The sequence below is a fragment of the Spirillospora sp. NBC_01491 genome (assembly GCF_036227065.1).
Taxonomy (GTDB): domain Bacteria; phylum Actinomycetota; class Actinomycetes; order Streptosporangiales; family Streptosporangiaceae; genus Spirillospora; species Spirillospora xylanilytica.
In genome coordinates, this window is sequence record NZ_CP109432.1 from 5,338,068 (window position 1) to 5,362,561 (window position 24,494).

Sequence of the window (24,494 nt, forward strand, 5' to 3'; positions counted from 1 at the left end):
GATAATTCACCCGGAGCGCGGCCGGTAGAGCGTGGAGGGACCGCTCAGTGGTTCAGGTAGGCCAGAACCGCCAGTACCCGGCGGTTGTCGTCGCCTGCCACGGCCAGGCCGAGCTTGAGGAAGATGTTGGCCGTGTGCTTGGTGACGGCCCGCTCGGTGACCACCAGCGCCTGCGCGATCGCCGCGTTCGACCGGCCCTGCGCCATCAGCTCCAGCACCTCCAGCTCGCGCGGGGTGAGCCGCCCGAACGGCTCGTCGCGGGTGTTGCTGGCCAGCAGCCGGGAGATCACCTCGGGGTCCATCGCGGTGCCGCCCGCCGCGACCCGGCGGATCGCGTCGACGAACTGCGTCGCGTCGAAGACCCGGTCCTTCAGCAGGTAGCCGATGCCGCCGCTGCCGTCGGCGAGCAGCTCGCGGGCGTAGAGCTGCTCCACGTACTGCGACAGCACCAGCACCGGCAGGCCGGGGACCTGGCGGCGGGCCTCCAGCGCCGCCTGGAGGCCCTCGTCGGTGAAGGAGGGCGGCAGCCGCACGTCGACCACCGCCACGTCCGGGCGGTGGTCGAGCAGCGCCTTGAGCAGCGAGGGGCCGTTGTCGACCGCGGCGGCGATCTCGAACCCGTGCGACTCCAGGAGGCTGACCAGGCCCTCCCTCAGGAGTGCGAGATCTTCGGCGAGGACAACGCGCACGGCAGCTCCAGCGTCACGATGGTCGGGCCGCCCGGAGGCGAGGTCAGGGCGAGGACGCCGTCGAATGTACCGATCCGCCGCTCGATCCCGCGCAGCCCCGTCCCGCCGCCGAGCGTGGCGCCGCCCCGGCCGTCGTCGGTGACGGTGATCCGCAGCATCCCGGCGTCGTGCCGCATGTCGATCCAGACCCGGTCCGCACCGGAGTGCTTGGCCGCGTTGGTGAGGATCTCCGAGACCGCGAAGTAGGCGGCCGACTCCACCGGCGCGTCGGGACGTCCGGGCAGGTCGACCTGGACCTCGGGCCGCAGCGGGTGGTCGAGCGCGAGGGCCCGCACCGCGTCGCCGAGGCCCCGGTCGGCCAGCACCGGCGGGTGGATCCCGCGGACCAGGTCGCGCAGCTCGTGCAGGGCCTTGGCGGACGACTCGCGGGTCTGGGCGAGCAGCAGCCGGGCCTTCTCGGGGTCGCGGTCCAGCAGGTGCTCGATCGCGCCGAGGCTCATCCCCATCGCGACCAGCCGGGCCTGCGCGCCGTCGTGCAGGTCGCGCTCGATCCGGCGCAGCTCGGCGGCGGAGGTGTCGACCGCGTCGGTGCGGGTCTCGGTGAGGTGCTGGACGCGCAGCGCGAGGCGGGACCGCTCGGTCGGGCCGAGCAGCAGCCGCCCCCACCGGCCGTAGACGGCCAGCAGCTTCGGCCCGGTCAGGTGGCCCAGCGCGATGAACGCCACGCCGAGGAGCGCCGTCTCCACCCGGGTGCCGGTGTCGGCGCCGTACCCCTTGGTCACGTGGATCCAGCCGTACCAGACGTTGCCGCCGTACGAGGTGATCAGGTCGCCGGCGAAGCCGCCGAGGAGCAGTCCCCACACCCCGTACAGGACGAGGAAGGCGGGCAGCAGCGCGGTGAACACCGACACGACCGGGTCGGCGAACACCCACATCAGGTCGCGCCAGGACGCGGGGTCCGAGAGCAGTGCCATGCACCGCTTGACGTGCCCGTTCAGGCCCGGCTCGAACTCGGGCCCGGGCAGGTACGGGCGCTCGATCCGCTGGCCGGTCCACCGGCCGATCCAGTCGCGGTAGACGTCCAGCAGCCCGCGCATCGCGATCAGGATCGGCGGCACCAGCAGGATGCCGACGCCCAGGCCGATCATGGAAAGGGCGGAGAGCAGCGCACAGGACAGGAGCATCGCCGGCCACGAGAGCAGCCACAGCCGGGCCCCGCGCCAGGGAGCCCGGACATGGCTGTCGAGCCGGGTCTCCTCTGCCAGTTCTGTGCTCACGTCGTCCTCCGTACCTCGCCGCTGTATCGGGTACCAGTCTCCGGCGAGTCCCCCGTGACCACAGTGTGCCCGGAACCCGGACATGGGGTGTACCTGAGTCCACCCCGGGCCCTCTGTAAGCGGACGGCGGCTAAAGGGCGACGAAGGACAGCCCGCGCTTCTTCAGCTTCGGGATGACGGTGCCCAGCGCCTTGAGCGTCTGCGACCGGTCGCCGCCGCCGTCGTGGCAGAGCATGATGTTGCCCGCCTCGCTGCCGAGCAGCGTCCGCCGGATGTGGCCGACGCCCGGCCGGGACCAGTCGCGCGGGTCGACCGCCCAGTCGATCGGCAGCATGCCGTGCTCGGCGGTCAGCTCCAGCACGGTCTTGGACCACGCACCGCCCGGTGAGCGGAAGAACTGCGGCACCACGCCGGTGATGTCGGCGATGAGGTCGTGCGACTCGACGATCTCCTTGCGCACCCGCTTGCGCGACATCCCGGCGATGGTGATGGGATGGGTCATGGTGTGGTTGCACACCTGGTGACCGGCGTCGGCGATCCGCCGGGTCAGCTTGGGGAGCTCCTTGACCTGCTCGCCGATGATGAAGAACGTCGCGTGCACTTCGTGCTCGGCCAGCAGGTCGAGCACTCGCGGCGTCCAGGTCGGCTGCGGCCCGTCGTCGATCGTCAGCGCGATCGTCTGCGGCGGGGGCGGCGGGGTGAGCTCGGAGAGGTTGCGCACCGGGGTCTTGGTGGCCGTCAGCTTGGCCGGCGTCCACGCTGCGGGACGCGGCGTCGGCGTGGGGGTCGGCGTCGGGCTCGGCGACGGATGGAGGATCGCGCGCGGTCTGGCGGTCGTCGCGGGGGACGCCGCGGCCCGGTGGCGCGACCCCGGCCGCACTCCGTCCGCACCCAGGGCCGCCAGCCCGACGGCCGCCGCGCCCATCAGCCAGAGGGCCTTGCGACGGGACGCTTCCTTCGACTCACTTTCCGCCACAACCCCTACGCTATCGGGGTTTCCGGGAGGTATGGGCCAGCATTCGGATCACAATCGGCTCAACCGGGACGGCGGATGAGAAACGGGGGCGGGCGATGAGCGCGGCACCTGCGGTCGGACCGCTGCTCGGGCTGGTCCTGCTCGCCCTCACCGCGGTCGCGGCGCTGCTGGCGCGGCTCGGCGGGCTCGGCCTGGCCCGCGAGGTCGTGGTCGCCGCGGCGCGCGCGACCGCGCAGCTCACGGTGGTCTCGCTGCTCATCACGGCGGTGCTCGGCAGCGCCGGCTGGACGGCCGCGTTCATCGCCGGGATGGTGGGGGTCGCCGCCCTCACCGCGGGCCGCCGCGTGTCGGCCCCGCCCTGGTGGACGGCGCTGCCGATCGTCGCGGGGGTCGTGCCGGTACTGGCGCTGCTGCTCGGCTCGACGCTCGTCCCGCTGCGCCCGGTCGCGGTGCTGCCGATCGCGGGCATCCTGATCGGCGGCGCGATGACCGCGACCGCGCTGGCCGGGCGCCGCGCGCTGGACGAGTTGCGGACGCGGCGCGGCGAGTACGAGGGCGGTCTCGCGCTCGGCCTGATGCCCCGGGACGCCGCGCTGGAGGTGTGCCGTCCGGCCGTCGCGCTCGCGCTCGTCCCCGTGCTCGACCAGACCCGCACCGTCGGGCTGGTCACGCTGCCCGGCGCGTTCGTCGGCGTGCTGCTGGGCGGCGCCGACCCGGTCCAGGCCGGCGCGACCCAGCTCCTGGTGCTCATCGGGCTGCTGGCGATCGAGTCGGCCGCCGTCCTGATCACCCTCGAACTCGCAGCGACCGGCCGTCTCGGCGGCGTCGCGCACCGCTGACCCGCGCGCCGGCGCGCGCCGGCGGGCGCCGCGCAAGGCAGGTGCCGCGCGGCGACCGCCCTGCGCGCGCGGCGGACGGGACCGGTCAGGCGACGCAGGCCAGGGCGTCGATCTCGACGAGCATCGCGGGATGCGGGAGGCCGACGGCGACGGTCGTGCGGCTGGGGAGGACGCCGCTCGGGCAGTTCTCCTTCACGAACTCGGTGTACGCCTCGTTCATCGCGGCGAAGTCGTCGCGGGTGGTCAGGTAGACGCGGAACATCAGCACGTCCTCGACGCTCGCGCCGCCCGCGTCCAGGATCGCCTTGATGTTCTCCAGGACGCGGCGCGTCTGCGCCTTCACGTCGCCGGGGTACAGGTAGGCGCCGTCCGCCGGGTCCTGCGGGCCCTGCCCCGAGACCTGGAGCATCGGACCCTTGCGGACGCCCTGGGAGAACGCCCAGGCGGCGGCCGGGGCGGCGGTGGTGCTGATCTGGGTCTTGTCGGTCATCGGGTTCCTCATCGGGTGTGGCCGCACTCGGCGGAGATGGCGCGGGCGGTGGCGAGCAGCTCGGGCAGCAGCTCCAGCGTCCGGTCGCGGTCGAGCACGATGTCCGGGACGGAGATCGACGCCGCTGCGACGACCCGTCCGCCGGCCGCGCGGACCGGCGCGGCGAGGCAGCGGATGAACGTCTCGTGCTCGGCGTCGTCCATCGCGAAGCCCCGCTCGGCCACCCGGACCAGCTCGGCGAGCAGGTCGCGGGGACCGGTGATGGTGTGTTCGGTGAAGGGGGTGTACTCGATCGTGGCGGCGACCTCGCGGCGGCGCGCCTCGGGCAGGTCGGCGAGCAGCACCTTGGCGATCGCGGTGGCGTGCAGCGGCATCCGCAGCCCGACCCGGGAGTACATCCGGATCGAGTGCCGGGAGTCGTACTTGTCGAGGTAGACGACCTCGCCGCCCTCGTAGACGCCGAGGTGGACGGTGTGCCCGGTCGCCTCGTTCAGCCGGGCCAGGTGCGGGGCGGCGATGCCGCGCACGCCGCGCTGGTCGAGCGCGGCGCCCGACAGCGCGAACAGGCCCGAGCCGAGGTGGAAGCGGTGCGCGTCGTCGCGGTGGACGAACCGCTGCTCCTCCATCGTGCGCAGCAGCCGCAGCACGGTGGTCTTGTGCACGCCGACCGTGGCGGCCAGCTCGTCCAGGGTCCGCGGCCCCTCGCCCAGATCGTTCAGGATCAGCAGTCCGCGCGCCAGGCTCTGGCTCATCGCGCCCCCTCGTTCGGTGCGCCCTCGCCGCGGGCCCGGTCCCCGCGCGCGACGCCGGTCGCGCGCACGGTCGTCGCGGCCCATTCGCCGGGGGTCGCGGCGAGCAGGTCGTCGACGAGCGCGGGCGGCGGTGGAGGGCCGTGATCGCCGTGCACCACGAGGGTGGACGCGGCGGCGAGGTGACCGAGGCGCAGGCGACGGCGCTGGTCGTATCCGCGGAGCGTACCGGTCAGGTAGCCGGCGGCGAACGCGTCCCCCGCCCCGACCCGCTCGACCACCTCGACGGACAGCGCGGGCTCCTCCACCGGCGGCGCCGAGCGGGTCAGCGCGGTCGCGCGGTGCGCGTCGTCCTTGACCACGATGGTCTCGGGCCCGGGGAGCAGCGCGCGCAGCTCGGCGGGGTCGCCGGTGCCGAGCGCCTCGGCGGCCTCGTCGGCGCCGAGCAGGACGATGTCGGCGGCGTCCAGCAGCGGTCGGAGCACGGAGGTGTCGCGGTCGCGCCACAGCGCGGGCCGCCAGTTGAGGTCGAAGCTCACCAGCCGGCCGGGCCGGGGCCGCCGCAGGAGGGCGGCGACCAGGTCGAGCGCGCCGTCCGACAGCGCGGCGGTGATGCCCGACAGGTGGACGAGGCGCGCGGCGCTGAGCGGCGGCTCGTCCAGGAGCCCGGCGGTGAGCGCGGCGCCCGCCGAACCGTCGCGGTAGTAGTGCAGGACGCTGCCGTCCGGACCGGTCTCCTTCACGTACAGGCCGGTGGCCCGGACGGGGTCGACGGTCACGGCGCGGGTGTCGATGCCCGCGGCGGCGAGGTCGCGGACGATGCGGCGGCCGAAACCGTCGTCGCCGACCCGCCCGACCCACGCGGTCGGCACGCCGAACGCCACCAGTCCGCGCGCCACGTTGGCCTCGGCGCCGCCGATGGAGTGCCGGAACGCGGCCACGTCCTCCAGGGGGCCGGGTCGGTCGGGGAGCAGCGCGGCCAATGATTCGCCCACGCAAACGGCCAGCGGCACGCTTTTCATCGGCCCCTCTCGGTATCGCGGTCACGATTCGATGCCGGCCCGTTGACCTGCATGCGACGGCGATGCTACAACCGCAACAGCACAGAATGCAATGGCCGTTGCGGTACGTGCAATCAAGGAGGTCCTGATGGTGGCTACGCTCGACGGCGCGGCCGTCGACGCGCTCGGCGACGAGCGGCTCGACTGGCGGTTCAAGGCGGTCCCGGCCGCGGCGCACGGCGCGACGGTCGCCGAGTTCCGGCGGTCCCGGCCGCCGCTGGACGACTTCGGCACCCCGCTGCTGACCCTCGACGCGGGCGCCCTGGACCACAACGTACGCGTGATGGCCGCATGGACGGCCGCGGCCGGCGTCGAGCTCGCACCGCACGGCAAGACCACGATGGCCCCGGCGCTGTGGCGGCGGCAGCTCGACGCCGGCGCCTGGGGCATCACGGTCGCCAACCTCCCGCAGCTCCGCGTCGCCCGCGCCTTCGGCGTCACCCGCGTGATGCTCGCCAGCGCGCTGCTCGACCCGGCCGGGCTGGCGTGGCTGGCCGCCGAGCAGGACGGCGACCCCGGGTTCGCGTTCGTGTCCTGGGTCGACTCGGTGCGCTCGGCCGAGCTGATGGACCGGGCCCTGCGCGCGGCGCGGGCGCAGCGTCCCGTCGACGTCTGTGTCGAGCTCGGCGCCCCGCACGGCCGCACCGGGGTCCGCGACGACGACGGGGCGCGGGCCGTCGCGGAGGCCGTCCGCAGGGCGCCGACCCTCCGGCTCGCCGGGACCGCCGGGTACGAGGGCGCGCTCGCCCACGACGCCTCCGCGGACGGCCGCGCCGCCGTCGACCACTACCTGCGCAGGCTGGCGGGCCTGCACCGGAGCCTCGACCACGAGGTCGACGCCCCGGTCGTCACCGCCGGCGGCAGCGCCTACTTCGACCAGGTCGCGGACGTCCTCGGCGGGCTGCCCGGCCAGGTGGTGCTGCGGCCCGGCGCCTACATCGTGCACGATGACGGCTTCTACCGGCAGATCTCCCCGTTCGGCCGGGGGGCGGGCGACGGCGCGCGGCTCCGGTCGGCGATGCACGGCTGGGCGCGCGTGCTGTCCCGCCCCGAGCCCGGCCTCGCCCTGCTCGACGCGGGCAAGCGCGACCTGCCGTTCGACGAGGGCCTGCCCGAGCCGCAGCTCGTCCGCGCCGCGAAGGGCGCGGACGGCGCGAAGGGCGCGGACGGCGCGGACGCGGCGCTCGCGGGCGCCCGCGTCACCGCGCTCAACGACCAGCACACGTTCCTGGTGGGCGCCCGCGTGGAGGTCGGCGACGTCGTCCGGTTCGGCCTGTCGCACCCGTGCACCGCACTCGACAAGTGGACGCTCGTCCCGGTCGTCGACGACGCCCACGCCGACCGCCCCGTGCTGGTCGACCTGGTCAGGACGTGGTTCTGATGCCCGGCCTGCTGATCCGCGGCGCCACCGTCGTGGACGGCACCGGCGCCCCCGGCCGGGTCGCCGACGTGACCGTGGCCGGCGGCCGGATCACCGGGATCGGCCGCCGCCTCACCGGCGGGCGGGTGCTCGACGGCGACGGCCTCGTCCTCGCCCCCGGGTTCATCGACATGCACGCCCACTCCGACCTCGCGCTGCTCGCCGAGCCCGATCACCTCGCCAAGATCGGGCAGGGCGTCACCTGCGAGGTCATCGGGCAGGACGGGCTGTCGTACGCGCCGGTCGACGACCGGACCCTCCCCGAGATCCGCCGCACCATCGCGGGCTGGAACGGCGACCCGGCCGGCTTCGACTGGTCGTGGCGCGGTGTCGGCGAGTACCTGGACCGGCTCGACCGGGGCATCGCCGTCAACGCCTGCTACCTGGTGCCGCAGGGCACGGTGCGGATGCTCGCGATGGGCTGGGACGCCCGCCCGCCGACGCCCGCCGAGCTGGACCGGATGCGCGAGCTGGTCGCCACCGGGATGCGCGAGGGCGCCGTCGGCATGTCCAGCGGCCTCACCTACGTGCCCGGCATGTACGCGGGCGGCGACGAGCTGGCCGAACTGTGCCGGGTCGTCGGCGCGCTCGGCGGCTTCTACGCGCCGCACCACCGCTCGTACGGCGCGGGCGCGCTCGAGGCGTACGCCGAGATGGTCGAGCTGTCGCGGCGCACCGGCTGCCCCCTGCACCTGGCCCACGCGACGATGAACTTCGGCGTCAACAAGGGCCGCGCCCCCGACCTGCTCCGCCTCCTGGACGAGGCGATCGCGGACGGCTGCGACATCACCCTCGACACCTACCCCTACCTGCCCGGCTCCACGACGCTCGCCGCGCTGCTGCCGAGCTGGGCGAGCGAGGGCGGCCCCGCCGCGACCCTCGCCCGGCTCGCCGACCCGCGCGAACGCGACCGGATCCGGCACGCGATGGAGGTCGAGGGGTCCGACGGCTGCCACGGCGTCCCGGCCGAGTGGGACACCATCGAGATCTCCGGCTCCCCGAACGCCACCGTGGTCGGCCGGACCGTCGCCGGGCTCGCCGCCGACTCCGGGCGGCCCGCGTTCGAGGTCTACTGCGAGCGGCTGATCGCCGACGACCTCGCCACCACGATCCTCCAGCACGTCGGGCACGAGGAGAACGTCCAGGCGATCATGCGGCACCCCGCGCACACCGGCGGCAGCGACGGCCTCCTCGCCGCCGCGAAGCCGCACCCGCGCGCGTGGGGGACCTTCCCGCGCTACCTCGCCCGCTACGTCCGCGAGCTCGGCGTCCTGTCCCTGGAGGAGTGCGTCGCGCACCTCACCGGACGGGCCGCGCGGCGGCTCAGGCTCACCGGCCGCGGCCTGGTCCGGCTCGGCCACCACGCCGACCTGGTGCTGTTCGACCCCGCCACCGTCCGCGACGCCGGCACCTTCGACGACCCCCGGCGACAGCCCGAGGGCATCCCGCACGTCCTGGTCGGCGGCACCGCCGTCATCGAGGACGGCCGTCCGACCGGCGCCCTGCCCGGCCGGTCGCTGCGCCGCGCCCCGGACGGTTCCACCCGATGACCCCGCCCGGCCGCCCCCTCGACCCCGTCCACCCACGAACCCGATGAATCCCCCGATCTCGATGCCCCCGTCCGATTCACCACCCCCCTTCACGACCGGAAGGCCACCCCGATGATCCATTGGCTGCAACACGAGACGGGCGGGCTGCTCTTGCTGTCCGCGGCGTCCATCGCGGTCCTGCTCTTCCTGATCATCAAGATCAAGCTGGAGCCGTTCGTCTCGCTGCTGGTCGCCTCGCTGCTGCTGGCGCTCGCCGCCGGGCTCAGCGTCGACCAGATCGTCGGCAGCGCGCTGAACTCCAAGACGTCCCTGCTGGAGACCGGATTCGGCGGCATCCTCGGCCATATCGCGCCGATCGTCGGGCTCGGCACCATCCTCGGCGCGATTCTGGAGGCCTCCGGCGGCGCCGACGTGCTGACCCGGCGGCTGCTCGGCATCTTCGGCGAGCGCGGCGCGCCCCTCGCGATGGGCCTGTCCGGGCTGGTCCTGGGCATCCCGGTCTTCTTCGACGTCGGCATCTTCGTGCTGGCGCCGCTGGTCTACGTCACCGCCAAGCGCGGCGGCCGGTCGCTGGTGCTGTACGCGCTGCCGCTCCTGGCCGGCCTGTCGATGACGCACGCGTTCCTGCCCCCGCACCCCGGGCCGGTCGCCGCCGCCGGGCTGCTCGGCGTCTCCCTCGGCTGGCTCATCGTGATGGGCCTGATCTGCGGCATCCCCGCGTTCCTCGCCGCCGGCGTCGCCTGGGGCGCCTGGATCGGCAAGCGCGTCATCGTCGGCGTCCCCGCCGACTACGTGATCGCCGAGCAGGAGCGCGAGGCCGCGGGCGGCGCGGGCACGGGCGGCGAGGGCACCGCCGCCCCGGCGCGTCCCGAGCCGCCGCTGTCCCTCGTCCTGCTGATCATCGCGGTGCCGATGCTGCTGATCCTGCTCGCCACCTTCGGCACGGTCTGGTGGAAGGGGAGCGCCGCGCTGCCGCCGCTGACCCTGCTCGGCAACCCCACGGTGGCGCTCAGCCTCGCGGTGCTGCTGGCGATGTGGCTGCTCGGCGTGCGCCGCGGCATCTCGGTCACCGAGCTGTCCGAGCTGGCCGCCCGGTCGCTCCGCCCGATCGGCATGATCATGCTGGTGATCGGCGCGGGCGCGTTCTTCGGCGCGGTCATCTCCGCCACCGGCGTCGGCAAGGCGCTGGCCGGCACGCTGTCGGACGCGGGCCTGCCGACCATCGTGCTGGCCTACCTGATCAGCTGCGGACTGCGGCTCGCGCAGGGCTCGGCGACCGTCGCGATCGTCACCACCGGCGGGATCGTCGCGCCGCTGGTCGCCGGCGGCGACCACTCCCAGCCGCACCTGGCGCTGATCGCGATCGCCATCTCGGCCGGGTCGATCTTCGCCTCGCACGTCAACGACGGCGGCTTCTGGATCGTGTCCCGCTACTTCAACATGTCGGTTCGCGACACGCTGAAGACCTGGACCGTGCTGGAGACCATCCTGTCGCTGGTCGGCTTCGCCGTCGCGGGTCTGCTCAGCACCGTCGTCTGAGCGCCGTCCCGGCCCACCCCTGGTCCCGGCCCGCCCCGCCGCCTCGGCGCGGGGCGGGCCGAGGCATGGCGGGGTGGCGTCAGGGCAGCAGGCCGGCGCGGCGGGCCGTGGTGACGGCCTCCAGCCGGGTATGGCTGTCGAGCTTGCGCATGGCCGAGCGCAGGTAGCTCTTCACCGTCTCGGGCAGCAGCCCGAGCCGCCGCGCGGCCTCGGCGTTGGTGCAGCCGACCGCCACGTGCGACAGCACGTCCAGCTCGCGCGGCGACAGCACCGGCCGGGGCGGGCTGCCGGGGTCCGCGGGGCCGGGCCGGCCGGCGGCGCGGTCCGGCGGGGCGGCGGTGAGCCGTCCGGCCGCCGCCAGCCGCACCGACGCCTCGCGCAGCCGTTCCCGCGTGTGCGGGTCGCGCACCTGCTCGGCCAGCCCGCGCAGGTCGGCGTGGACGGCGCGGACCTCCTCCCAGCGCGCGGCGGCCGAACCCGCCCGGCCGTCCCCGGCCGGAGGCCCGTCCCCGCAGGGCGGGACGGCCTCGCGCCACGCGGCGGCCAGCGCCTGGTCGGCCCGGTCCTGGACGGCGAGGTCCTGCTCCAGGTCGCGGGCCGCCTGCATGGCCGCGGTGACCACCCGGTCGGCCAGCGACAGCGGCTCGCGCAGCGCCCCGTACAGCACACCGCGGACGTGCCGCCGCACCACGATCGGCACCGCGACGATCGACAGCAGCCCCTCGCGCCCCACCGGCCGGTCGTAGTCGTGGCTGATCGCGGTCGCCCGCGGGTAGTCGCTGACCCAGACCGGGCGGCCCATCGCCATCGCCTTGCCCCCGAGGCCGTTGCCCTGCCGCACCACCAGCCCGTCGAGGGAGTCGGTGGTGTGCCCCACCAGTTCGGTGATGCGCAGCCGGTCGCGGCCGTTCAGCGCGCCGCCGAACACCATGGGCAGCCCGGTGGCGCGGTGCAGGGAGAGCACCGCGGAGCGGACCGCGCCGGCATCGTCACCCATGTCCAGAAGCATGCCCGGTCAGGCCGGGAGGGAAAAGGGCCTCGGGCCCGGCGCGGCCGTGTGCGCCATGGCGCGGCTCAGCCTCGCGCCGCGTCGGCGGCGGGCAGGCCGAGGATGCCGGCCGCCTCGGCGCGCATCTGCACCTTGCGGACCTTCCCGGTGATCGTCATCGGGAACTCGTCCACCACGTGCACGTACCGGGGGATCTTGAAGTGCGCCAGCCGCTCGGCGCAGAACGCGCGCAGGTCCGCGGCGGTGAGCGCCGAGACGCCCGGACGCAGCCGCACCCACGCCATCAACTCCTCCCCGTACTTGGCGTCGGGGACCCCGATGACCTGCGCGTCCACGATGTCGGGGTGGGTGTGGAGGAACTCCTCGACCTCCCGCGGGTAGACGTTCTCGCCGCCGCGGATCACCATGTCCTTGATCCGGCCGGTGATGCTCAGGTAGCCCGCGCCGTCCATCACGGCCAGGTCGCCGGTGTGCATCCAGCGGGCCGCGTCGATCACCTCGGCGGTCTTGTCCGGCTCGTCCCAGTAGCCGAGCATCACCGAGTAGCCGCGGGTGCACAGCTCGCCCGGCGCGCCGCGCGGCACGGTGACCCCGGTGGCGGGGTCGACGACCTTGACCTCCAGGTGCGGGTGGACGGTCCCGACCGTGGAGACCCGCAGCTCGGCCGAATCGCCCGCGCGGGTCTGGACGGACACCGGGGAGGTCTCGGTCATGCCGTAGCAGATCGCCACCTCGCCCATCCCGAACCGCTCGACGACCTGCTTCATCACCTCGACCGGGCACGGCGACCCGGCCATGATCCCGGTGCGCAGGCAGGACAGGTCCAGGGTGGTGGCGGACGGCTCGGCCAGCATCGCGATGAACATCGTCGGGACGCCGTACAGCGAGGTGCAGCGCTCGGCGGCGCACGCCTCCAGCGTCGCGGCCGGGTCGAAGCCGGGCGCCGGGATCACCACGCAGGCGCCGTGGGTGGTCGCCGCCAGGTTGCCCATCACCATGCCGAAGCAGTGGTAGAACGGCACCGGCAGGCAGATCCGGTCCTCCTCGTCGTAGCCGCACAGCTCGCCGACGAAGTAGCCGTTGTTGAGGATGTTGTGGTGCGAGAGCGTCGCGCCCTTCGGGAACCCCGTGGTGCCGCTGGTGTACTGGATGTTGATCGGGTCGTCGGTGCTCAGCCCGGCACCGATCGCGGCGAGCCGGGCGCGGTCGCCGGCCCGGCCGGCCGCCAGCAGCGCGTCCCAGCCGTCCAGCCCGATCAGCAGCACCTCGCGCAGCGCCGGGCAGGACGGCCGCACCTCCTCGATCATCCCGGCGTAGTCGGAGCTCTTGAACGCCGGCACGGCCACCAGCGTGCGGACCCCGGCCTGGTTGAGCACGTACTCCAGCTCGTGCACCCGGTAGGACGGGTTGATGGTGACCAGGATCGCGCCGATTTTGGCGGTGGCGTACTGCACCAGCGTCCACTCGGGGCAGTTGGGCGCCCAGACGCCGACCCGGTCGCCGGTCCCGACGCCGAGGTCCAGCAGGCCGAGCGCGACCGCGTCCACGTCGGCGGCGAGCCGGTCGTAGGTCCAGCGCCGTCCGGACGGGCGGTCGACCAGCGCGTCCCGGTCGGCGAACGCGGCGACGGTGCGGTCGAGGTTGGCGCCGATCGTGTCGCCGAGCAGCGGCACCGCCGACGTGCCGGAGGCGTACGAGGGCGCGGTCCGGCCCGTCATCGCAGGTCCTCCTCGCGGAACTCGCCGGCGGGCCGGGCGTCCGCGTCGGGGTGCCGGTCCACCTCGCCCGCGCGCAGCTCGACCCGGCGGATCTTGCCGGAGATGGTCTTGGGCAGCTCGCCGAATTCCAGCAGCCGCACCCGCTTGTAGGCCGACAGCCCGGCCCGGCTGTGCGCGAAGATCGCCTTCGCGGTCGCCGCGGTCGGCTCCCAGCCCGCGGCGAGCGTCACGTACGCCTTGGGCACCGCGAGCCGCAGCGGGTCGGGCGAGGGCACCACCGCGGCCTCGGCCACCGCCTCGTGCTCGATCAGCACGCTCTCCAGTTCGAACGGGGAGATCTTGTAATCGGACGCCTTGAACACGTCGTCGGAGCGGCCGACGTAGGTGATGTAGCCGTCGGCGTCCCGGGAGCCGATGTCGCCGGTGTGGTAGAAACCGCCCGCCATCGCCTCGGCGGTGCGGTCCGGGTCGCCGTGGTAGCCGGTCATCAGCCCGAGCGGGCGGTCGTCCAGGTCGAGGCAGATCTCGCCCTCGTCGCCGCGCTCGCCGGTCACCGGGTCGATCAGCTCGACCCGGTAGCCGGGGACGGGCCGTCCCATCGAGCCCGGCTTGACCGGCCGGCCCGGCGTGTTGGCGATCTGCACGGTCGTCTCGGTCTGCCCGAAGCCGTCGCGGATCGTCCGGTCCCAGGCCGTCCGGACCCGCTCGATCACCTCGGGGTTGAGCGGCTCGCCCGCCGCGACCACCTCGCGCGGCGGCGCCGCCAGCCGGGTCAGGTCGGCCTGGATCAGCATCCGCCACACCGTCGGCGGCGCGCAGAAACTGGTCACGCCGCAGCGGTCCAGGGTGTCGAGGAGCCGGTCGGGGTCGAAGCGGGTGTAGTTGAAGATGAACACGCACGCCTCGGCGTTCCACGGCGCGAACACGTTGCTCCACGCGTGCTTGGCCCAGCCCGGCGAGGAGATGTTGAGGTGCACGTCGCCGGGCCGCAGCCCGAGCCAGTACATCGTCGACAGGTGTCCCGCCGGGTAGGACGCGTGCGTGTGCTCGACCAGCTTGGCCCGCGCGGTGGTCCCCGAGGTGAAGTACAGCAGCAGCGTGTCGGACGCCCGGGTCGCGCCGTACGGGGTGAACGCCTCGTCCGCCTCGTACGCCGCGTCGTAGCGGAGCCATCCCTCGACCGGATCGCCGACGGCGATCCGGGTGTAGTCGCCGTCCAGCCCGTCGAACTTCGCGACGTCGGCCGAGCCCGCCACCACATGGCGGGCCCGTCCCCTCGTGAGCCGGTCGCGGAGGTCGGCCGGGCCGAGCAGCGGCGTGCACGGGATCAGCACCGCGCCGAGCTTGATCGCGGCGAGCACCGTCTCCCACAGCTCGACCTGGTTGCCGAGCATCAGGACGATCCGGTCGCCGCGCCGCACCCCGGCGGCGCGCAGGTGGTTGGCGACCTGGTTGGAGCGGCGGGACAGGTCGGCGAACGAGTACCTGGCCTCCGAGCCGTCCTCCTCGACGATCCACAGGGCCGGGCCGTCGTTGCCGTCCGCGATGCGGTCGAACCAGTCCAGGGCCCAGTTGAACCCGGTCAGGACCGGCCAGCGGAACTTCTCGTACGCCGTCGCGAGGTCCTCGCGATGGGCGAGCAGGAAATCCCGCGCCGCCCGGAACTCCACTGCCGGCATGGTTCCTCCTGTTGCCGCACTGCCACCCGGATAAACAGGATCGTTCGGCAGTCGGGTGAGGTCCACCACCCCCGAACGGGGGTGGCCGCGTGTCACCCGGCGACGAAGGCGGCCCGCAGCACGTGCGCCATGTGCGCGCCGATCCGCTCGGGCGACCAGTCGCGGTCGACCAGCAGGGTCTCGCAGACCCCGTTGGAGATCAGCGCCAGCAGCATGTCGGTGGCGCTGTCGACCGTCCAGTGCGGCGCCAGCATCCCCTCGTCGTCGAGCCGCCGGATCAGCGCCCGGTTGGACTCCAGCCGCCAGTACATGGCGGCCTCCCAGTGCCGCGCCGCGTCGGGGTCGGCGTGCGCCACCCGCTCGACGGCGCGGGACACCGCGAGGACGCGCGGCATGAACGCGGCGTGCAGGCGGGCGAACTCCTCCAGCGCCGTGACGGCGTCGGGCGCGGAGCTGATCGGGGCGAACCGGCCCTCCACGTCCTCGACCTCGTTGACGTAGTCGTACAGCGCGGTGAACAGGTCGCTGCGGGAGGTGAAGTGCAGGTAGACGGCGCGGCGGCTGACCCCGGCCCGCTGTGCGACGGCGGCCATGGTGACCGCGCCGGCGCCCTCGTCCTCGACCAGCTCGCGTACGGCCCGCAGCAGCGCAGCGCGGGAGCGGCGGCTCCGCGCGTTGCGCGGCTCACCGATCGACTTGGGCATGTCGCCATCGTCCCAGGTCGCGATAAATGCATGCGGCGTGAGGCTTCTTCTGCATGCCGCCGGCCGGGACGGGGGACGCCGGCAGGGAAAGGGGGACGCCGGCCGGTGCGGTGACCGGCCGGCGTCCGCCGGCTAGCTCTCCGAGGACCCGGTCACTCGTCGTCCACCTCGTTGGGAGCGGTGGCGACGGTGTCGCCGGAGCCGACGCCCTTCCCGGTCACGGTGCCGGTGCCGTTGCCGTTCCCGGCGCCGGTGACCTCGTTGATGATGTCGCTGCCGGGGCTGCCGTTCCCCTCAGCGAGGTTGAGCGACCGGTCGATCTCCAGGGCGCTGTCGTTGCCGGAGTCCTCGCCGCTGTTGCCGAAGTCGACGTTGACGGAGCCGATGAGCGGTGCGGGAGCCGATGCCGCCGATGCCGTGCCCGCGCAGGTGAGCGTGCAGAGGCAGGCGACGATGGCGTACATGAGGGCCTTGGCGAAAAGGCGCATGGTTGTTCTCGTCCTCTCAGTCGGTCGTGGGTGATGGGTCAGGCGGTGGCGTGCGCGGGCTCGGGAACCGGCCGCGGCTCCTGCCGCTTGGCGAAGCGCTGCGCGAGCCACGAGCACACCAGTAGCTGGAACTGGTGGTAGAGCATCAGGGGCAGGACGGTGGTGCTGACGGCCGCGCCCGCGAACAGCACGGTCGCCATCGGCAGCCCGCTGGCCAGACTCTTCTGCGAGCCGCAGAACAGGATCGCGACGCGGTCCGCCCGCGAGAAGCCGAAGGCCCGCGCGAGCAGCGCGGCGATGCCGAGCGCCAGGGCCAGCAGGCCGGCGATGACCAGGGCGAGCAGCACGAGCTGCCGGACCGCCAGCCCGCTCCACACCCCGCTGACGACGCCCTGGCTGAAGGCCGTGTACACCACCAGCAGGATGACGGCCCGGTCGTAGAGACCCAGGAGCCCGCGCCGGGCCCGGACCCGGTCGCCGATCCAGCGCTGGGCGGCCTGCCCGGCCAGGAACGGCAGCAGCAGGCGGACCATGATGTCGCCGACCGAGGCGAGCGAGAACCCGCCGTCGCCCGCCGAGATCAGCACCGCGACCAGCACCGGCGTGAGCACCACCCCGACGAGGTTGGAGAGCGAGGCGCTACAGATCGCGCCCGCCTCGTTCCCCTTCGCGATGGAGGTGAGCGTGATCGACGACTGCACGGTGGACGGCAGCACGCACAGGAACACCACGCCCGCGTACAGCGGCTCGTCCAGCACCTCCGGCACCAGCACCGCGCAGGTGAGGGCCAGCACCGGGAACACCGCGAAGGTGACGAACGAGATGGCCGCGTGCAGCCGCCAGTGCCGCAGCCCGCTCAGCGCCTCGGTTGTCGACAGCCGCGCGCCGTAGAAGAAGAACAACAGGGTGATCGCGATGGTGCCCGCGAGGTCCAGGACCCCGGTCACGCCACCGCGGGCGGGCCACATCGCGGCGATTCCCACGGTGCAGAGAATCGCCGCGATGTAGGGATCGATGTGCAGCCGCGCCAATGCCGCGGAGACGACACGCATTTCTCTTCTTGCTCCCAACCTCGTCCTGCCGCCATCGATCCGGAAGAAAGGGAACTACGCCAGGGAATCGGCCAGTACCCGCACGGGTTCCCGTTCGGGCTTGGGGTGGTTTCTGCTGATGTTCTGCTCCAGCAGCGCGATCGACTCCTTGACGCCGACGCTGCGCCCGGTCATTTCGGGAAGCCGGCCCTCGGCGGCCTTGAGTCCCCGCATCGCCTCCTCCATCGCGGTCTGCGCGGCGAACAGGCAGGGCGTGCTGTAAATGGCCACATCGACCCCCAGGGCGGTCAACTCCGGCAGCGAGATGCGCGGCGACCTGCCGCCCGCGATCTGGTTGAACAGCAGCGGCTTGTCGCCGATCACGGCCCGCACCTTGTGGATCCAGTCGATGCTCCGGACGCCGTCGACCAGGACGACGTCGGCGTCGGTCTCGGCCAGCGCCGCCGCGCGGCGCAGGATCTCGTCCTCGTCGCTCGCGTCGGTGCGGGCCACCACCACCAGGTCCCGGCGGGTGCGCAGCACCATGTCGAGCTTGTCGAGGTACTCCTCCAGCGGGAGGATCCGCTTGCCGTCCACGTGCCCGCAGCGGCGCGGGCGCTGCTGGTCCTCCAGGATGACGCCGGAGGCGCCGGTCAGCTCGAGCTGGTCGACGACGTGGCAGGCGACCTCCGGGTCGACGTAGCCGTCGTCGATGTCGACGAGCAGGTGCTGGGCCGGGAAGGCGAGCCGGAGCCGCTGGACGAACGCCACCATGTCGGGCCAGGCGATGAACCCGATGTCGGGCAGGCCGTAGTGGGACGCCGCGAATCCGAATCCGGACACGAACAGGCCGTTATAGTGCTTTGCGGCGACGGAGGCGGAGAACATGTCGAACACTCCGATGAGCGGGGTGACTCCGTCCGACAGGATCTCGCGTCGTAGCTCGTCTCCGTAATTCACGTTCTCTCTCCTATTGTCGTGTTTCATACGGGCGGGCGGATCCGCCCGGCTCGCGCCGGCGGGTCCGGCCCGACCTGGATTCGCGCACGGAATCTGCAACTTCTCCGTGCCACAAATAGTTATTCATATGTGATGTACAGCGCCGGCAAGGTCTCGCTTTTGCCGTGATAAAATCGCGCGCGCGCAAAACGCTTTGCCCTTTGATTTCCGATTTCGCGGGGCCCCTCGCGGCGGTCCCCGGAACGGCATGACCCGGAAAGGCATGACAGAGCCCTCCGCCCGCACGGTGAGGCCGTGCGGGCGGAGGGCTCTGGGACGAGGCCGGGTCGGCGCCTCCGGGTCAGCGCCTCCGCACGAGGGCGACCCCGCCGGCCGCGAGCACGACGACCGCCGCGACCAGCCCGATCCACAGCCACCCCGACGAGCCGCCGGACCCCTCCGGAGCGCCCGCGGCGGGACCGGCAGAGGCGGAAGCGGAGGCCGGTGCCGAGGTTGGGGCGTCGGTCTTCGCGGACGTCGCCGATGTCGAGCCCCGCACCGTGAAGGTGTAGCTGCCCGTCACCGGGTGGCCGTCAACGGAGACCACGCGCCAGCCGACGGTGTAGACGCCGTTCGGCAGCGTCCCGTCCACCGCCTGCGTGACCTTGTTGTCGACCGCCCGCGCGGGCCCTGCCGCGTGCTGCCCGCCGTTCGTGTCCGACAGCACCACCTTCGGAACCATCACCGGATCGGCATAGGTGAGCTCGATGGAGGACGGTGCGCGGGCCGTGGACCCCGGCGCCGGGGTGGACGACCTGAGCGTGGTGTGCGCCGACGCCGGAGGCGCGGCGACGAGTGTCAGCACCGTGGAGGCCAGCACCGTGGAGGCCAGCACCGTGGAGGCCAGTGCGGTGAAGACCAGTGCAGTGACGGCCGGGAGGGGTGCGGCGGCGGGCCGTTTCACGACCGGCTCCGTCGGCTCCGCGCGAGGCCGAGGCCGCCGGCCGCGATGCCGATCACCCCGGCGGCGAGGCCGAGCCCGCCCAGCAGGCGGGCCGTCCCGTCGTCCTCGCCGCCGCCGGACGGCGCGCCGGCCTTCGCCTTGTCGGCCGGTCCGGCCTCGGCGACGGCGGTCGCGCCCTTGGGGGTCAGCCTGAGCACCGGGGCCGGGTGCTCGGGCTCGTCCTGCCCGTCGACCTGGTTCTGGTCCCACTTGACGACCTCGCCGCCGGAGTAGGTCTGCTCGGTCTTGAACACCAGCCGGTCGATGCCGGTCGGGATCGGCCCCATCGAGACGTCGAACTCCTGGAACTGGCCGGCCTCGATCCGGCCGCCGGTCCAGGTGATCCGGGTGACGGCCTCGGTCAGCTCGCCGCCCTCGGTCTGCACCGGCGTCGGCAGCCTGCTCTTGTCGACCTTGACCGTCCAGCCGGGCACCGGCCGGACCGACACCGAGGCGAGCGGGTGGTCGGCGGGCAGGTCCACCCGCACCTTGGTGGTGCCCGCGTCGTCCCGCTCGTTCGGGACCCGGAAGGACACCTTGGTGTAGCCGCCCTGCTCGGCGGTCCCGGGGTTGACGGTGACGTGGGCGGACGCGGCGGTCGCGAGGCCGGCGACCGAGATCGCGGTGAGGACGCCTGCCGCGGCGAGGCGGCGGGCGTGGACGTGGACGCGGGTGCGGGCCTGGACGCGGGCGCGCTGGATGGCGCTCATGACGGAACTCCGTTCGAGACGTACGGGAAGGGCCGGATGCGCCGGGGACCGGCGTCCGGTGACGTACGGCGCTCGCGGGTCAGATGAGGGCGAGCGCTCTCGAACGGGCGGGCGGCCCCCGCCGGACGACGAGATGCCGGAGCACCCGGACGGTGGGACGCGGGGCGTCCGCCGCGGGTGCGACCGGTGTACGCGCCGGAGGGGTGGCGGGTTCGACCGCGAGGAGGGCGAGCAGCAGCCGGATAGGTCGGTCGGCCATCGCCGAGACCCGCCTGGCCAGCGACCATGCGGCCCGCTCGCCGCGCCGCAGCCACCACGCCGACAGCAGTGCCGCCGCGACGTGCGCCAGCGTCATCGCGGCGCCCGAGCCATGGCCGCCGCCGGACACGGGCGCGGGATGGTGCTCGGCCATCGCGGGCGCGCAGGCGCTCGCGAAGAGCGTGTGCAGCGCGAACTGTCCGCCGAGCAGCCCGCCCGCGAGCGTGGGCAGCGAGCGTTCGTGCCCGGCCAGCGCCAGTGTGACCGCCAGCACCGCGCCGAAACCGGACGCGACGGCCCAGCCGGGGACCGCCGCCGGGGACGCCAGGGCGTGCCCGGCGGTCGCCAGAGTGACGCACACGGTGGCGAAGACGACCGCCCGGGAGGTGCGGAACAGCGGATGCGGGGGAGGCGGGGACATGGCGTGCCCATCGTCCCACCCTGGTCCGCGGGTCGTCATCCACCCCCCAGCGGATCGTGTGACACGCCCTACATCTTGGGGTGGCGCAGTGGTCGCCGACTAGATGTAGGGTCGGGCCTCGTGCTGGTTCGCCCTTGCCGCGGTTCGGCGGGGGCGTCGCAAGAGGGAACCCGGTGTGAATCCGGGACTGCCCCGCAGCGGTGAGCGGGAACGACCGCCGTCATCGAGCACTGGTCCGCCCGGCGGACCGGGAAGCGACGGTCAGTAGCCCGCGTCTCGTCCAGAGGCGCGTCGCCCGCGAGTCCGAAGACCTGCCCGCACGTTGAACGTCCAGGCTCCGCGGGAGGGCCGCTGGGCGGGTGCGCGGCGTGCTGCCGCGCCTCGTTCGCGTGCCCCGGTGGAGCGAGCTCGCGAGGGGATTGAGCACGTGACACAGGAAATGATCGCGACGCCTGGGGCGCGCCACGCCGGCGCCGCACCGGCGGGCACGCCCGCGACCGCACCCGCGGACGGGACGGCGGGCGAGGCGCTGGCCGCGCAGGTCGAGGGCGCCTGCGCCGGGCTGCCGGGCGCCGACCCGCGCCGCGTCCTGGCCGCCGTCCGGTCCGGGAACGGCGTCGGCGCGGCGGGGCTGCGCGAGCTGGCGATCGGCGAGGCCGCCGCGCTGGTCGCCGCCGAGCCCGCCTACTCCAAGGTCGCCGCCCGGCTGCTCGGCGCGCACATCGCCGACGAGGCCGCCGCCGAGGGGGTCGCGACGTTCGCCGGATCGATCGCCGCCTCGCACGCCGCCGGACTGCTCGCCGACGCGCCCGCCGCGTTCGTCGCCGCCAACGCCGCCGCGCTGGACGCCCTGATCGACGAGACGGCCGACGACCGCTTCGAGTACTTCGGGATGCGCACGCTCTACGACCGCTACCTGCTGCGGCACCCCGAGACCCGGCGGGTGCTCGAACGCCCGCAGTACTTCCTGCTGCGCGTGGCGACCGGGCTGTCCGACACCGTGGACGACGCCGCCGAGCTGTACGGGCTGCTCAGCACGCTGTCGTACCTGCCGAGCTCCCCGACGCTGTTCAACTCCGCCGCGCGCCGCCCGCAGCTCTCGTCCTGCTTCCTGCTCGACTCGCCGCGCGACGAGCTGGAGTCGATCTACGAGCGGTACGCGCAGGTGGCGCGGCTCAGCAAGTACGCGGGCGGCATCGGCATCTCGTGGACGAAGGTGCGCTCGCGGGGATCGCTGATCCGGGGCACCAACGGGCACTCCAACGGCATCGTGCCGTGGCTGCGAACGCTTGACTCGTCCGTCGCCGCCGTCAACCAGGGGGGCCGCCGCAAGGGCGCGGCGTGCGTCTACCTGGAGCCGTGGCACGCCGACGTCGAGGAGTTCCTGGAGCTGCGCGACAACACCGGCGAGGAGGCGCGCCGCACCCACAACCTCAACCTGGCCAACTGGATCCCGGACGAGTTCATGCGGCGGGTCGAGGCCGACGCGGCGTGGTCGCTGTTCGACCCCAAGGAGGTCCCCGAGCTCGCCGACCTGTGGGGCGAGGAGTTCGACGCCGCGTACCGGCGGGCCGAGGCGGACGGCCGGTACGTCCGGCAGGTCCAGGCGCGGCGGCTGTACGCGCGGATGATGCGGACGCTCGCCGAGACCGGCAACGGCTGGATGACGTTCAAGGACGCCTCCAACCGGTCCTGCAACCAGACCGCCGAACCGGGCAACACGGTGCACCTGTCCAACCTGTGCACCGAGATCATCGAGGTGACCAGCGACGGCGAGACCGCCGTGTGCAACCTCGGCTCGGTCAACCTCGCCGCGCACGTCGGCCCGGACGGCATGGACTGGCCGCGCCTGCGCCGGACGGTCCGCACGGCCGTCCGCTTCCTGGACCGGACGATCGACCGCGGCTTCTACCCGACCGGCGAGGCCGAGGGCGCCAACGGCAAGTGGCGGCCGGTCGGGCTCGGCGCGATGGGCCTGGCCGACGTGTTCTTCACGCTGCGGCTGGCGTTCGACTCCGCCGAGGCCCGCGAGCTGTCCACCCGCATCGCCGAGGAGATCGCGCTCGCCGCCTACGGCGCGTCCGCCGACCTCGCCGCCGAGCTGGGCCCGCTGCCCGCCTACGCGCAGACCCGGACGGCGCGCGGCCGGCTGCACCACGACCACTTCCCGGAGGCGACGCCCGCGCGCGCCGCCGAGTGGGACGCGCTGCGCGCCCGCATCGCCGAGGTCGGGCTGCGCAACTCGCTGCTCGTCGCGATCGCGCCGACCGCGACGATCGCGTCCATCGCGGGCTGCTACGAGTGCGTCGAGCCGCAGGTGTCCAACCTGTTCAAGCGCGAGACGCTGTCGGGGGAGTTCCTCCAGATCAACGGGTACCTGGTGGCCGAGCTCAAGGCCCGCGGCCTGTGGACGACGGCGGTGCGCGAGGCGATCAAGCGCGCGAACGGCTCGGTGCAGGGCCTGGCCGACCTGCCGGACGATCTGCGGTCGCGCTACCGGACCGCGTGGGAGCTGCCGCAGAAGGCGCTGATCGACATGGCCGCCGGGCGCACCCCGTACATCGACCAGAGCCACTCGCTCAACCTGTTCATGGAGACGCCGACCATCGGCAAGCTGTCCTCGATGTACGCCTACGCGTGGCGCAGCGGCCTGAAGACGACCTACTACCTGCGGTCCCGCCCGGCGACGCGGATCGCGCAGACCACCGTCGCCGGCGCCGCCGCGTCCGGCGCCGCCGTGTCGGACGCCGCCGCGTCCGACACCGACGCCGTCGTGTGCTCGCTGGAGAACCCCGAGACCTGTGAGGCGTGCCAGTGAGCGAGTCGACCGGAGGGCGCGGCATGCTGCTCGACCCCGGCATGGACCTGACGCTGCGGCCCATGCGCTACCCCGACTTCTACGAGCGGTACCGCGCCGCGATCCGCAACACCTGGACGGTGGAGGAGGTCGACCTCGGGTCCGACCTCGCCGACCTGGCCCGGCTGACGCCCGCCGAGCTGCACCTGGTCAACCGGCTGGTCGCGTTCTTCGCCACCGGCGACTCGATCGTGGCCAACAACCTGGTGCTCAACCTCTACAAGCACCTGAACGCGCCAGAGGCGCGGCTCTACCTGTCGCGGCAGCTCTTCGAGGAGGCCGTGCACGTCCAGTTCTACCTGACCCTCCTGGACACCTACCTGCCCGATCACCAGGAGCGGGCCAAGGCGTTCGCGGCGATCGAGCACATCCCCTCGATCCGGGCCAAGGCCGAGTTCTGCTTCCGCTGGATCGGCACCATCGACAAGCTGGACGAGCTGGCCACGGGCGCCGACCGGCGCGCGTTCCTGCTCAACCTGATCTGCTTCGCGGCGTGCATCGAGGGGCTGTTCTTCTACGGCGCGTTCGCCTATGTCTACTGGCTGCGGTCCCGGGGCCTGCTGAACGGCCTGGCGTCCGGCACCAACTGGGTGTTCCGCGACGAGAGCATGCACATGGAGTTCGCGTTCTCGGTGGTCGACACCGTCCGGGCCGAGGAGCCCGAGCTGTTCGACGCGGCGATGACCGAGCAGGTCACCCGCATGATGGAGGAGGCCGTCGAGGCCGAGCTGGCGTTCGCCCGCGACCTGTGCGGCGACGGCCTGCCGGGGATGTCGGCGGACGACATGCGCGGCTACCTGGAGTACGTCGCCGACCAGCGGCTGGCGCGGCTCGGCCTGCCGATCCGGTACGGCACCGCGAACCCGTTCGCGTTCATGGAGTTGCAGGACGTGCAGGAGCTGTCCAACTTCTTCGAGCGGCGCGTGTCGGCGTACCAGATCGGCGTCGAGGGCAGCGTCGCGTTCGACGAGGCGTTCTGAGGCGTCCGGTCCGCCGGTTCTCCGTTCTCGCCCGTTCCTTCGTTCTCTGTTCTTCGGTTCCTCTGCGCGGACGCAAACTTTCCGGTAGGGGCGCTCGTTGACCTGAT

22 protein-coding genes and 1 riboswitch are annotated in these 24,494 nt (G+C 73.4%); of the genes, 6 read left to right on the forward strand and 16 right to left on the reverse strand.

The features are described from left to right. Window positions 1–44: 44 nt before the first annotated feature. The 3 genes from OHA34_RS24970 to OHA34_RS24980 all read right to left on the reverse strand — a co-directional run bounded on the left by OHA34_RS24970 (window position 45) and on the right by OHA34_RS24980 (window position 2,942). Complete coding sequence (locus OHA34_RS24970) at window positions 45–689, reverse strand: response regulator transcription factor (protein WP_285939224.1); 645 nt, start codon at window positions 687–689, stop codon at window positions 45–47. Then, on the reverse strand, window positions 653–1,966 hold the full coding sequence (locus OHA34_RS24975) for a sensor histidine kinase (protein ID WP_329519074.1): 1,314 nt from the start codon (window positions 1,964–1,966) through the stop codon (window positions 653–655). The genes OHA34_RS24970 and OHA34_RS24975 overlap by 37 nt, the downstream gene beginning before the upstream one ends. A gap of 130 nt (window positions 1,967–2,096) precedes the next feature. Continuing rightward, entirely contained in the window at window positions 2,097–2,942 is an 846-nt protein-coding gene (locus tag OHA34_RS24980; protein WP_285939220.1) for a polysaccharide deacetylase family protein, read from the reverse strand. Window positions 2,943–3,037: 95 nt separating this feature from the next. Between OHA34_RS24980 and OHA34_RS24985 the strand changes: the two genes are divergently transcribed. Then, window positions 3,038–3,781 (forward strand): ABC transporter permease, encoded by a 744-nt coding sequence (locus tag OHA34_RS24985; RefSeq protein ID WP_285939218.1) that lies wholly within the window; start codon window positions 3,038–3,040, stop codon window positions 3,779–3,781. 85 nt (window positions 3,782–3,866) lie between these two features. On the opposite strand, the gene OHA34_RS24990 is transcribed toward OHA34_RS24985, so the two are convergent. From OHA34_RS24990 to OHA34_RS25000, 3 genes are read right to left on the reverse strand one after another with little or no spacing between them, the layout of a single operon-like run. Continuing rightward, window positions 3,867–4,271, reverse strand: a complete 405-nt coding sequence (locus OHA34_RS24990; RefSeq protein WP_285939216.1) for a RidA family protein — start codon at window positions 4,269–4,271, stop codon at window positions 3,867–3,869. A gap of 8 nt (window positions 4,272–4,279) precedes the next feature. Then, window positions 4,280–5,023 carry an IclR family transcriptional regulator gene (locus OHA34_RS24995; protein ID WP_285939214.1) on the reverse strand — a complete coding sequence of 248 codons (744 nt, stop codon included), beginning with the start codon at window positions 5,021–5,023 and terminating at the stop codon, window positions 4,280–4,282. Next, window positions 5,020–6,033 (reverse strand): sugar kinase, encoded by a 1,014-nt coding sequence (locus tag OHA34_RS25000; RefSeq protein WP_285939212.1) that lies wholly within the window; start codon window positions 6,031–6,033, stop codon window positions 5,020–5,022. The genes OHA34_RS24995 and OHA34_RS25000 overlap by 4 nt, the downstream gene beginning before the upstream one ends. A 136-nt stretch (window positions 6,034–6,169) precedes the next feature. Between OHA34_RS25000 and OHA34_RS25005 the strand changes: the two genes are divergently transcribed. The 3 genes from OHA34_RS25005 (at window position 6,170) to OHA34_RS25015 (ending at window position 10,590) form a co-directional block, all read left to right on the forward strand. Next, window positions 6,170–7,462 (forward strand): alanine racemase, encoded by a 1,293-nt coding sequence (locus OHA34_RS25005; protein ID WP_329519075.1) that lies wholly within the window; start codon window positions 6,170–6,172, stop codon window positions 7,460–7,462. After that, window positions 7,462–9,051: an N-acyl-D-amino-acid deacylase family protein gene (locus OHA34_RS25010; protein WP_285939209.1), complete on the forward strand. Its 1,590-nt coding sequence runs from the start codon at window positions 7,462–7,464 to the stop codon at window positions 9,049–9,051. Before OHA34_RS25005 ends, OHA34_RS25010 begins: the two co-directional genes overlap by 1 nt. A gap of 111 nt (window positions 9,052–9,162) precedes the next feature. After that, window positions 9,163–10,590 (forward strand): GntP family permease, encoded by a 1,428-nt coding sequence (locus OHA34_RS25015; protein ID WP_285939208.1) that lies wholly within the window; start codon window positions 9,163–9,165, stop codon window positions 10,588–10,590. A gap of 79 nt (window positions 10,591–10,669) precedes the next feature. Here OHA34_RS25015 and OHA34_RS25020 read toward each other — a convergent pair whose 3' ends face one another. From OHA34_RS25020 to OHA34_RS25065, 10 genes are all read right to left on the reverse strand, one after another. Then, window positions 10,670–11,587, reverse strand: coding sequence for a helix-turn-helix transcriptional regulator (locus OHA34_RS25020; protein ID WP_329519076.1), 918 nt, complete (start codon window positions 11,585–11,587; stop codon window positions 10,670–10,672). Between the two features lie 77 nt (window positions 11,588–11,664). Further along, the gene (locus OHA34_RS25025; RefSeq protein ID WP_329519077.1) at window positions 11,665–13,317 is read right to left on the reverse strand and encodes an AMP-binding protein; all 1,653 of its coding nucleotides are present in this window, start codon (window positions 13,315–13,317) and stop codon (window positions 11,665–11,667) included. Further along, window positions 13,314–14,996 carry an AMP-binding protein gene (locus OHA34_RS25030; RefSeq protein ID WP_329519078.1) on the reverse strand — a complete coding sequence of 561 codons (1,683 nt, stop codon included), beginning with the start codon at window positions 14,994–14,996 and terminating at the stop codon, window positions 13,314–13,316. The genes OHA34_RS25025 and OHA34_RS25030 overlap by 4 nt, the downstream gene beginning before the upstream one ends. Window positions 14,997–15,088: 92 nt before the next feature. Beyond that, window positions 15,089–15,700 (reverse strand): TetR/AcrR family transcriptional regulator, encoded by a 612-nt coding sequence (locus tag OHA34_RS25035; protein ID WP_285939202.1) that lies wholly within the window; start codon window positions 15,698–15,700, stop codon window positions 15,089–15,091. A 152-nt stretch (window positions 15,701–15,852) separates the two neighbouring features. Next, complete coding sequence (locus OHA34_RS25040; protein ID WP_329519079.1) at window positions 15,853–16,188, reverse strand: hypothetical protein; 336 nt, start codon at window positions 16,186–16,188, stop codon at window positions 15,853–15,855. 38 nt (window positions 16,189–16,226) lie between these two features. Further along, a complete protein-coding gene (locus tag OHA34_RS25045; protein WP_329519080.1) occupies window positions 16,227–17,240 on the reverse strand; it encodes a bile acid:sodium symporter family protein in 1,014 nt (337 codons plus the stop codon). Window positions 17,241–17,294: 54 nt separating this feature from the next. Continuing rightward, window positions 17,295–18,179 (reverse strand): isocitrate lyase/PEP mutase family protein, encoded by an 885-nt coding sequence (locus OHA34_RS25050; RefSeq protein ID WP_329519081.1) that lies wholly within the window; start codon window positions 18,177–18,179, stop codon window positions 17,295–17,297. 340 nt (window positions 18,180–18,519) lie between these two features. After that, window positions 18,520–19,122: a copper resistance CopC family protein gene (locus OHA34_RS25055; protein WP_329519082.1), complete on the reverse strand. Its 603-nt coding sequence runs from the start codon at window positions 19,120–19,122 to the stop codon at window positions 18,520–18,522. After that, window positions 19,119–19,871: a YcnI family copper-binding membrane protein gene (locus OHA34_RS25060; protein WP_329519083.1), complete on the reverse strand. Its 753-nt coding sequence runs from the start codon at window positions 19,869–19,871 to the stop codon at window positions 19,119–19,121. The genes OHA34_RS25055 and OHA34_RS25060 overlap by 4 nt, the downstream gene beginning before the upstream one ends. 79 nt (window positions 19,872–19,950) lie before the next feature. Beyond that, window positions 19,951–20,550, reverse strand: a complete 600-nt coding sequence (locus OHA34_RS25065) for an MFS transporter (protein ID WP_329519084.1) — start codon at window positions 20,548–20,550, stop codon at window positions 19,951–19,953. Window positions 20,551–20,657: 107 nt separating this feature from the next. After that, a riboswitch (cobalamin riboswitch) is annotated at window positions 20,658–20,883 on the forward strand. 94 nt (window positions 20,884–20,977) lie between these two features. Between OHA34_RS25065 and OHA34_RS25070 the strand changes: the two genes are divergently transcribed. After that, the gene (locus OHA34_RS25070; RefSeq protein WP_285939194.1) at window positions 20,978–23,368 is read left to right on the forward strand and encodes a ribonucleoside-diphosphate reductase subunit alpha; all 2,391 of its coding nucleotides are present in this window, start codon (window positions 20,978–20,980) and stop codon (window positions 23,366–23,368) included. Further along, window positions 23,365–24,387 (forward strand): ribonucleotide-diphosphate reductase subunit beta, encoded by a 1,023-nt coding sequence (locus OHA34_RS25075; RefSeq protein WP_285939192.1) that lies wholly within the window; start codon window positions 23,365–23,367, stop codon window positions 24,385–24,387. Before OHA34_RS25070 ends, OHA34_RS25075 begins: the two co-directional genes overlap by 4 nt. Window positions 24,388–24,494 lie beyond the last annotated feature (107 nt).

What these genes read in the sequence shown, in the direction of transcription:
- OHA34_RS24985 (WP_285939218.1), top strand. Translation starts at nt 3,038, where the DNA reads ATGAGCGCGGCACCTGCGGTCGGACCGCTGCTCGGGCTGGTCCTGCTC.
- OHA34_RS24990 (WP_285939216.1), bottom strand. Translation starts at nt 4,271, where the DNA reads ATGACCGACAAGACCCAGATCAGCACCACCGCCGCCCCGGCCGCCGCC.
- OHA34_RS24995 (WP_285939214.1), bottom strand. Translation starts at nt 5,023, where the DNA reads ATGAGCCAGAGCCTGGCGCGCGGACTGCTGATCCTGAACGATCTGGGC.
- OHA34_RS25005 (WP_329519075.1), top strand. Translation starts at nt 6,170, where the DNA reads ATGGTGGCTACGCTCGACGGCGCGGCCGTCGACGCGCTCGGCGACGAG.
- OHA34_RS25010 (WP_285939209.1), top strand. Translation starts at nt 7,462, where the DNA reads ATGCCCGGCCTGCTGATCCGCGGCGCCACCGTCGTGGACGGCACCGGC.
- OHA34_RS25015 (WP_285939208.1), top strand. Translation starts at nt 9,163, where the DNA reads ATGATCCATTGGCTGCAACACGAGACGGGCGGGCTGCTCTTGCTGTCC.
- OHA34_RS25020 (WP_329519076.1), bottom strand. Translation starts at nt 11,587, where the DNA reads ATGGGTGACGATGCCGGCGCGGTCCGCTCCGCGGTGCTCTCCCTGCAC.
- OHA34_RS25025 (WP_329519077.1), bottom strand. Translation starts at nt 13,317, where the DNA reads ATGACGGGCCGGACCGCGCCCTCGTACGCCTCCGGCACGTCGGCGGTG.
- OHA34_RS25030 (WP_329519078.1), bottom strand. Translation starts at nt 14,996, where the DNA reads ATGCCGGCAGTGGAGTTCCGGGCGGCGCGGGATTTCCTGCTCGCCCAT.
- OHA34_RS25035 (WP_285939202.1), bottom strand. Translation starts at nt 15,700, where the DNA reads ATGCCCAAGTCGATCGGTGAGCCGCGCAACGCGCGGAGCCGCCGCTCC.
- OHA34_RS25040 (WP_329519079.1), bottom strand. Translation starts at nt 16,188, where the DNA reads ATGCGCCTTTTCGCCAAGGCCCTCATGTACGCCATCGTCGCCTGCCTC.
- OHA34_RS25045 (WP_329519080.1), bottom strand. Translation starts at nt 17,240, where the DNA reads ATGCGTGTCGTCTCCGCGGCATTGGCGCGGCTGCACATCGATCCCTAC.
- OHA34_RS25060 (WP_329519083.1), bottom strand. Translation starts at nt 19,871, where the DNA reads ATGAGCGCCATCCAGCGCGCCCGCGTCCAGGCCCGCACCCGCGTCCAC.
- OHA34_RS25065 (WP_329519084.1), bottom strand. Translation starts at nt 20,550, where the DNA reads ATGTCCCCGCCTCCCCCGCATCCGCTGTTCCGCACCTCCCGGGCGGTC.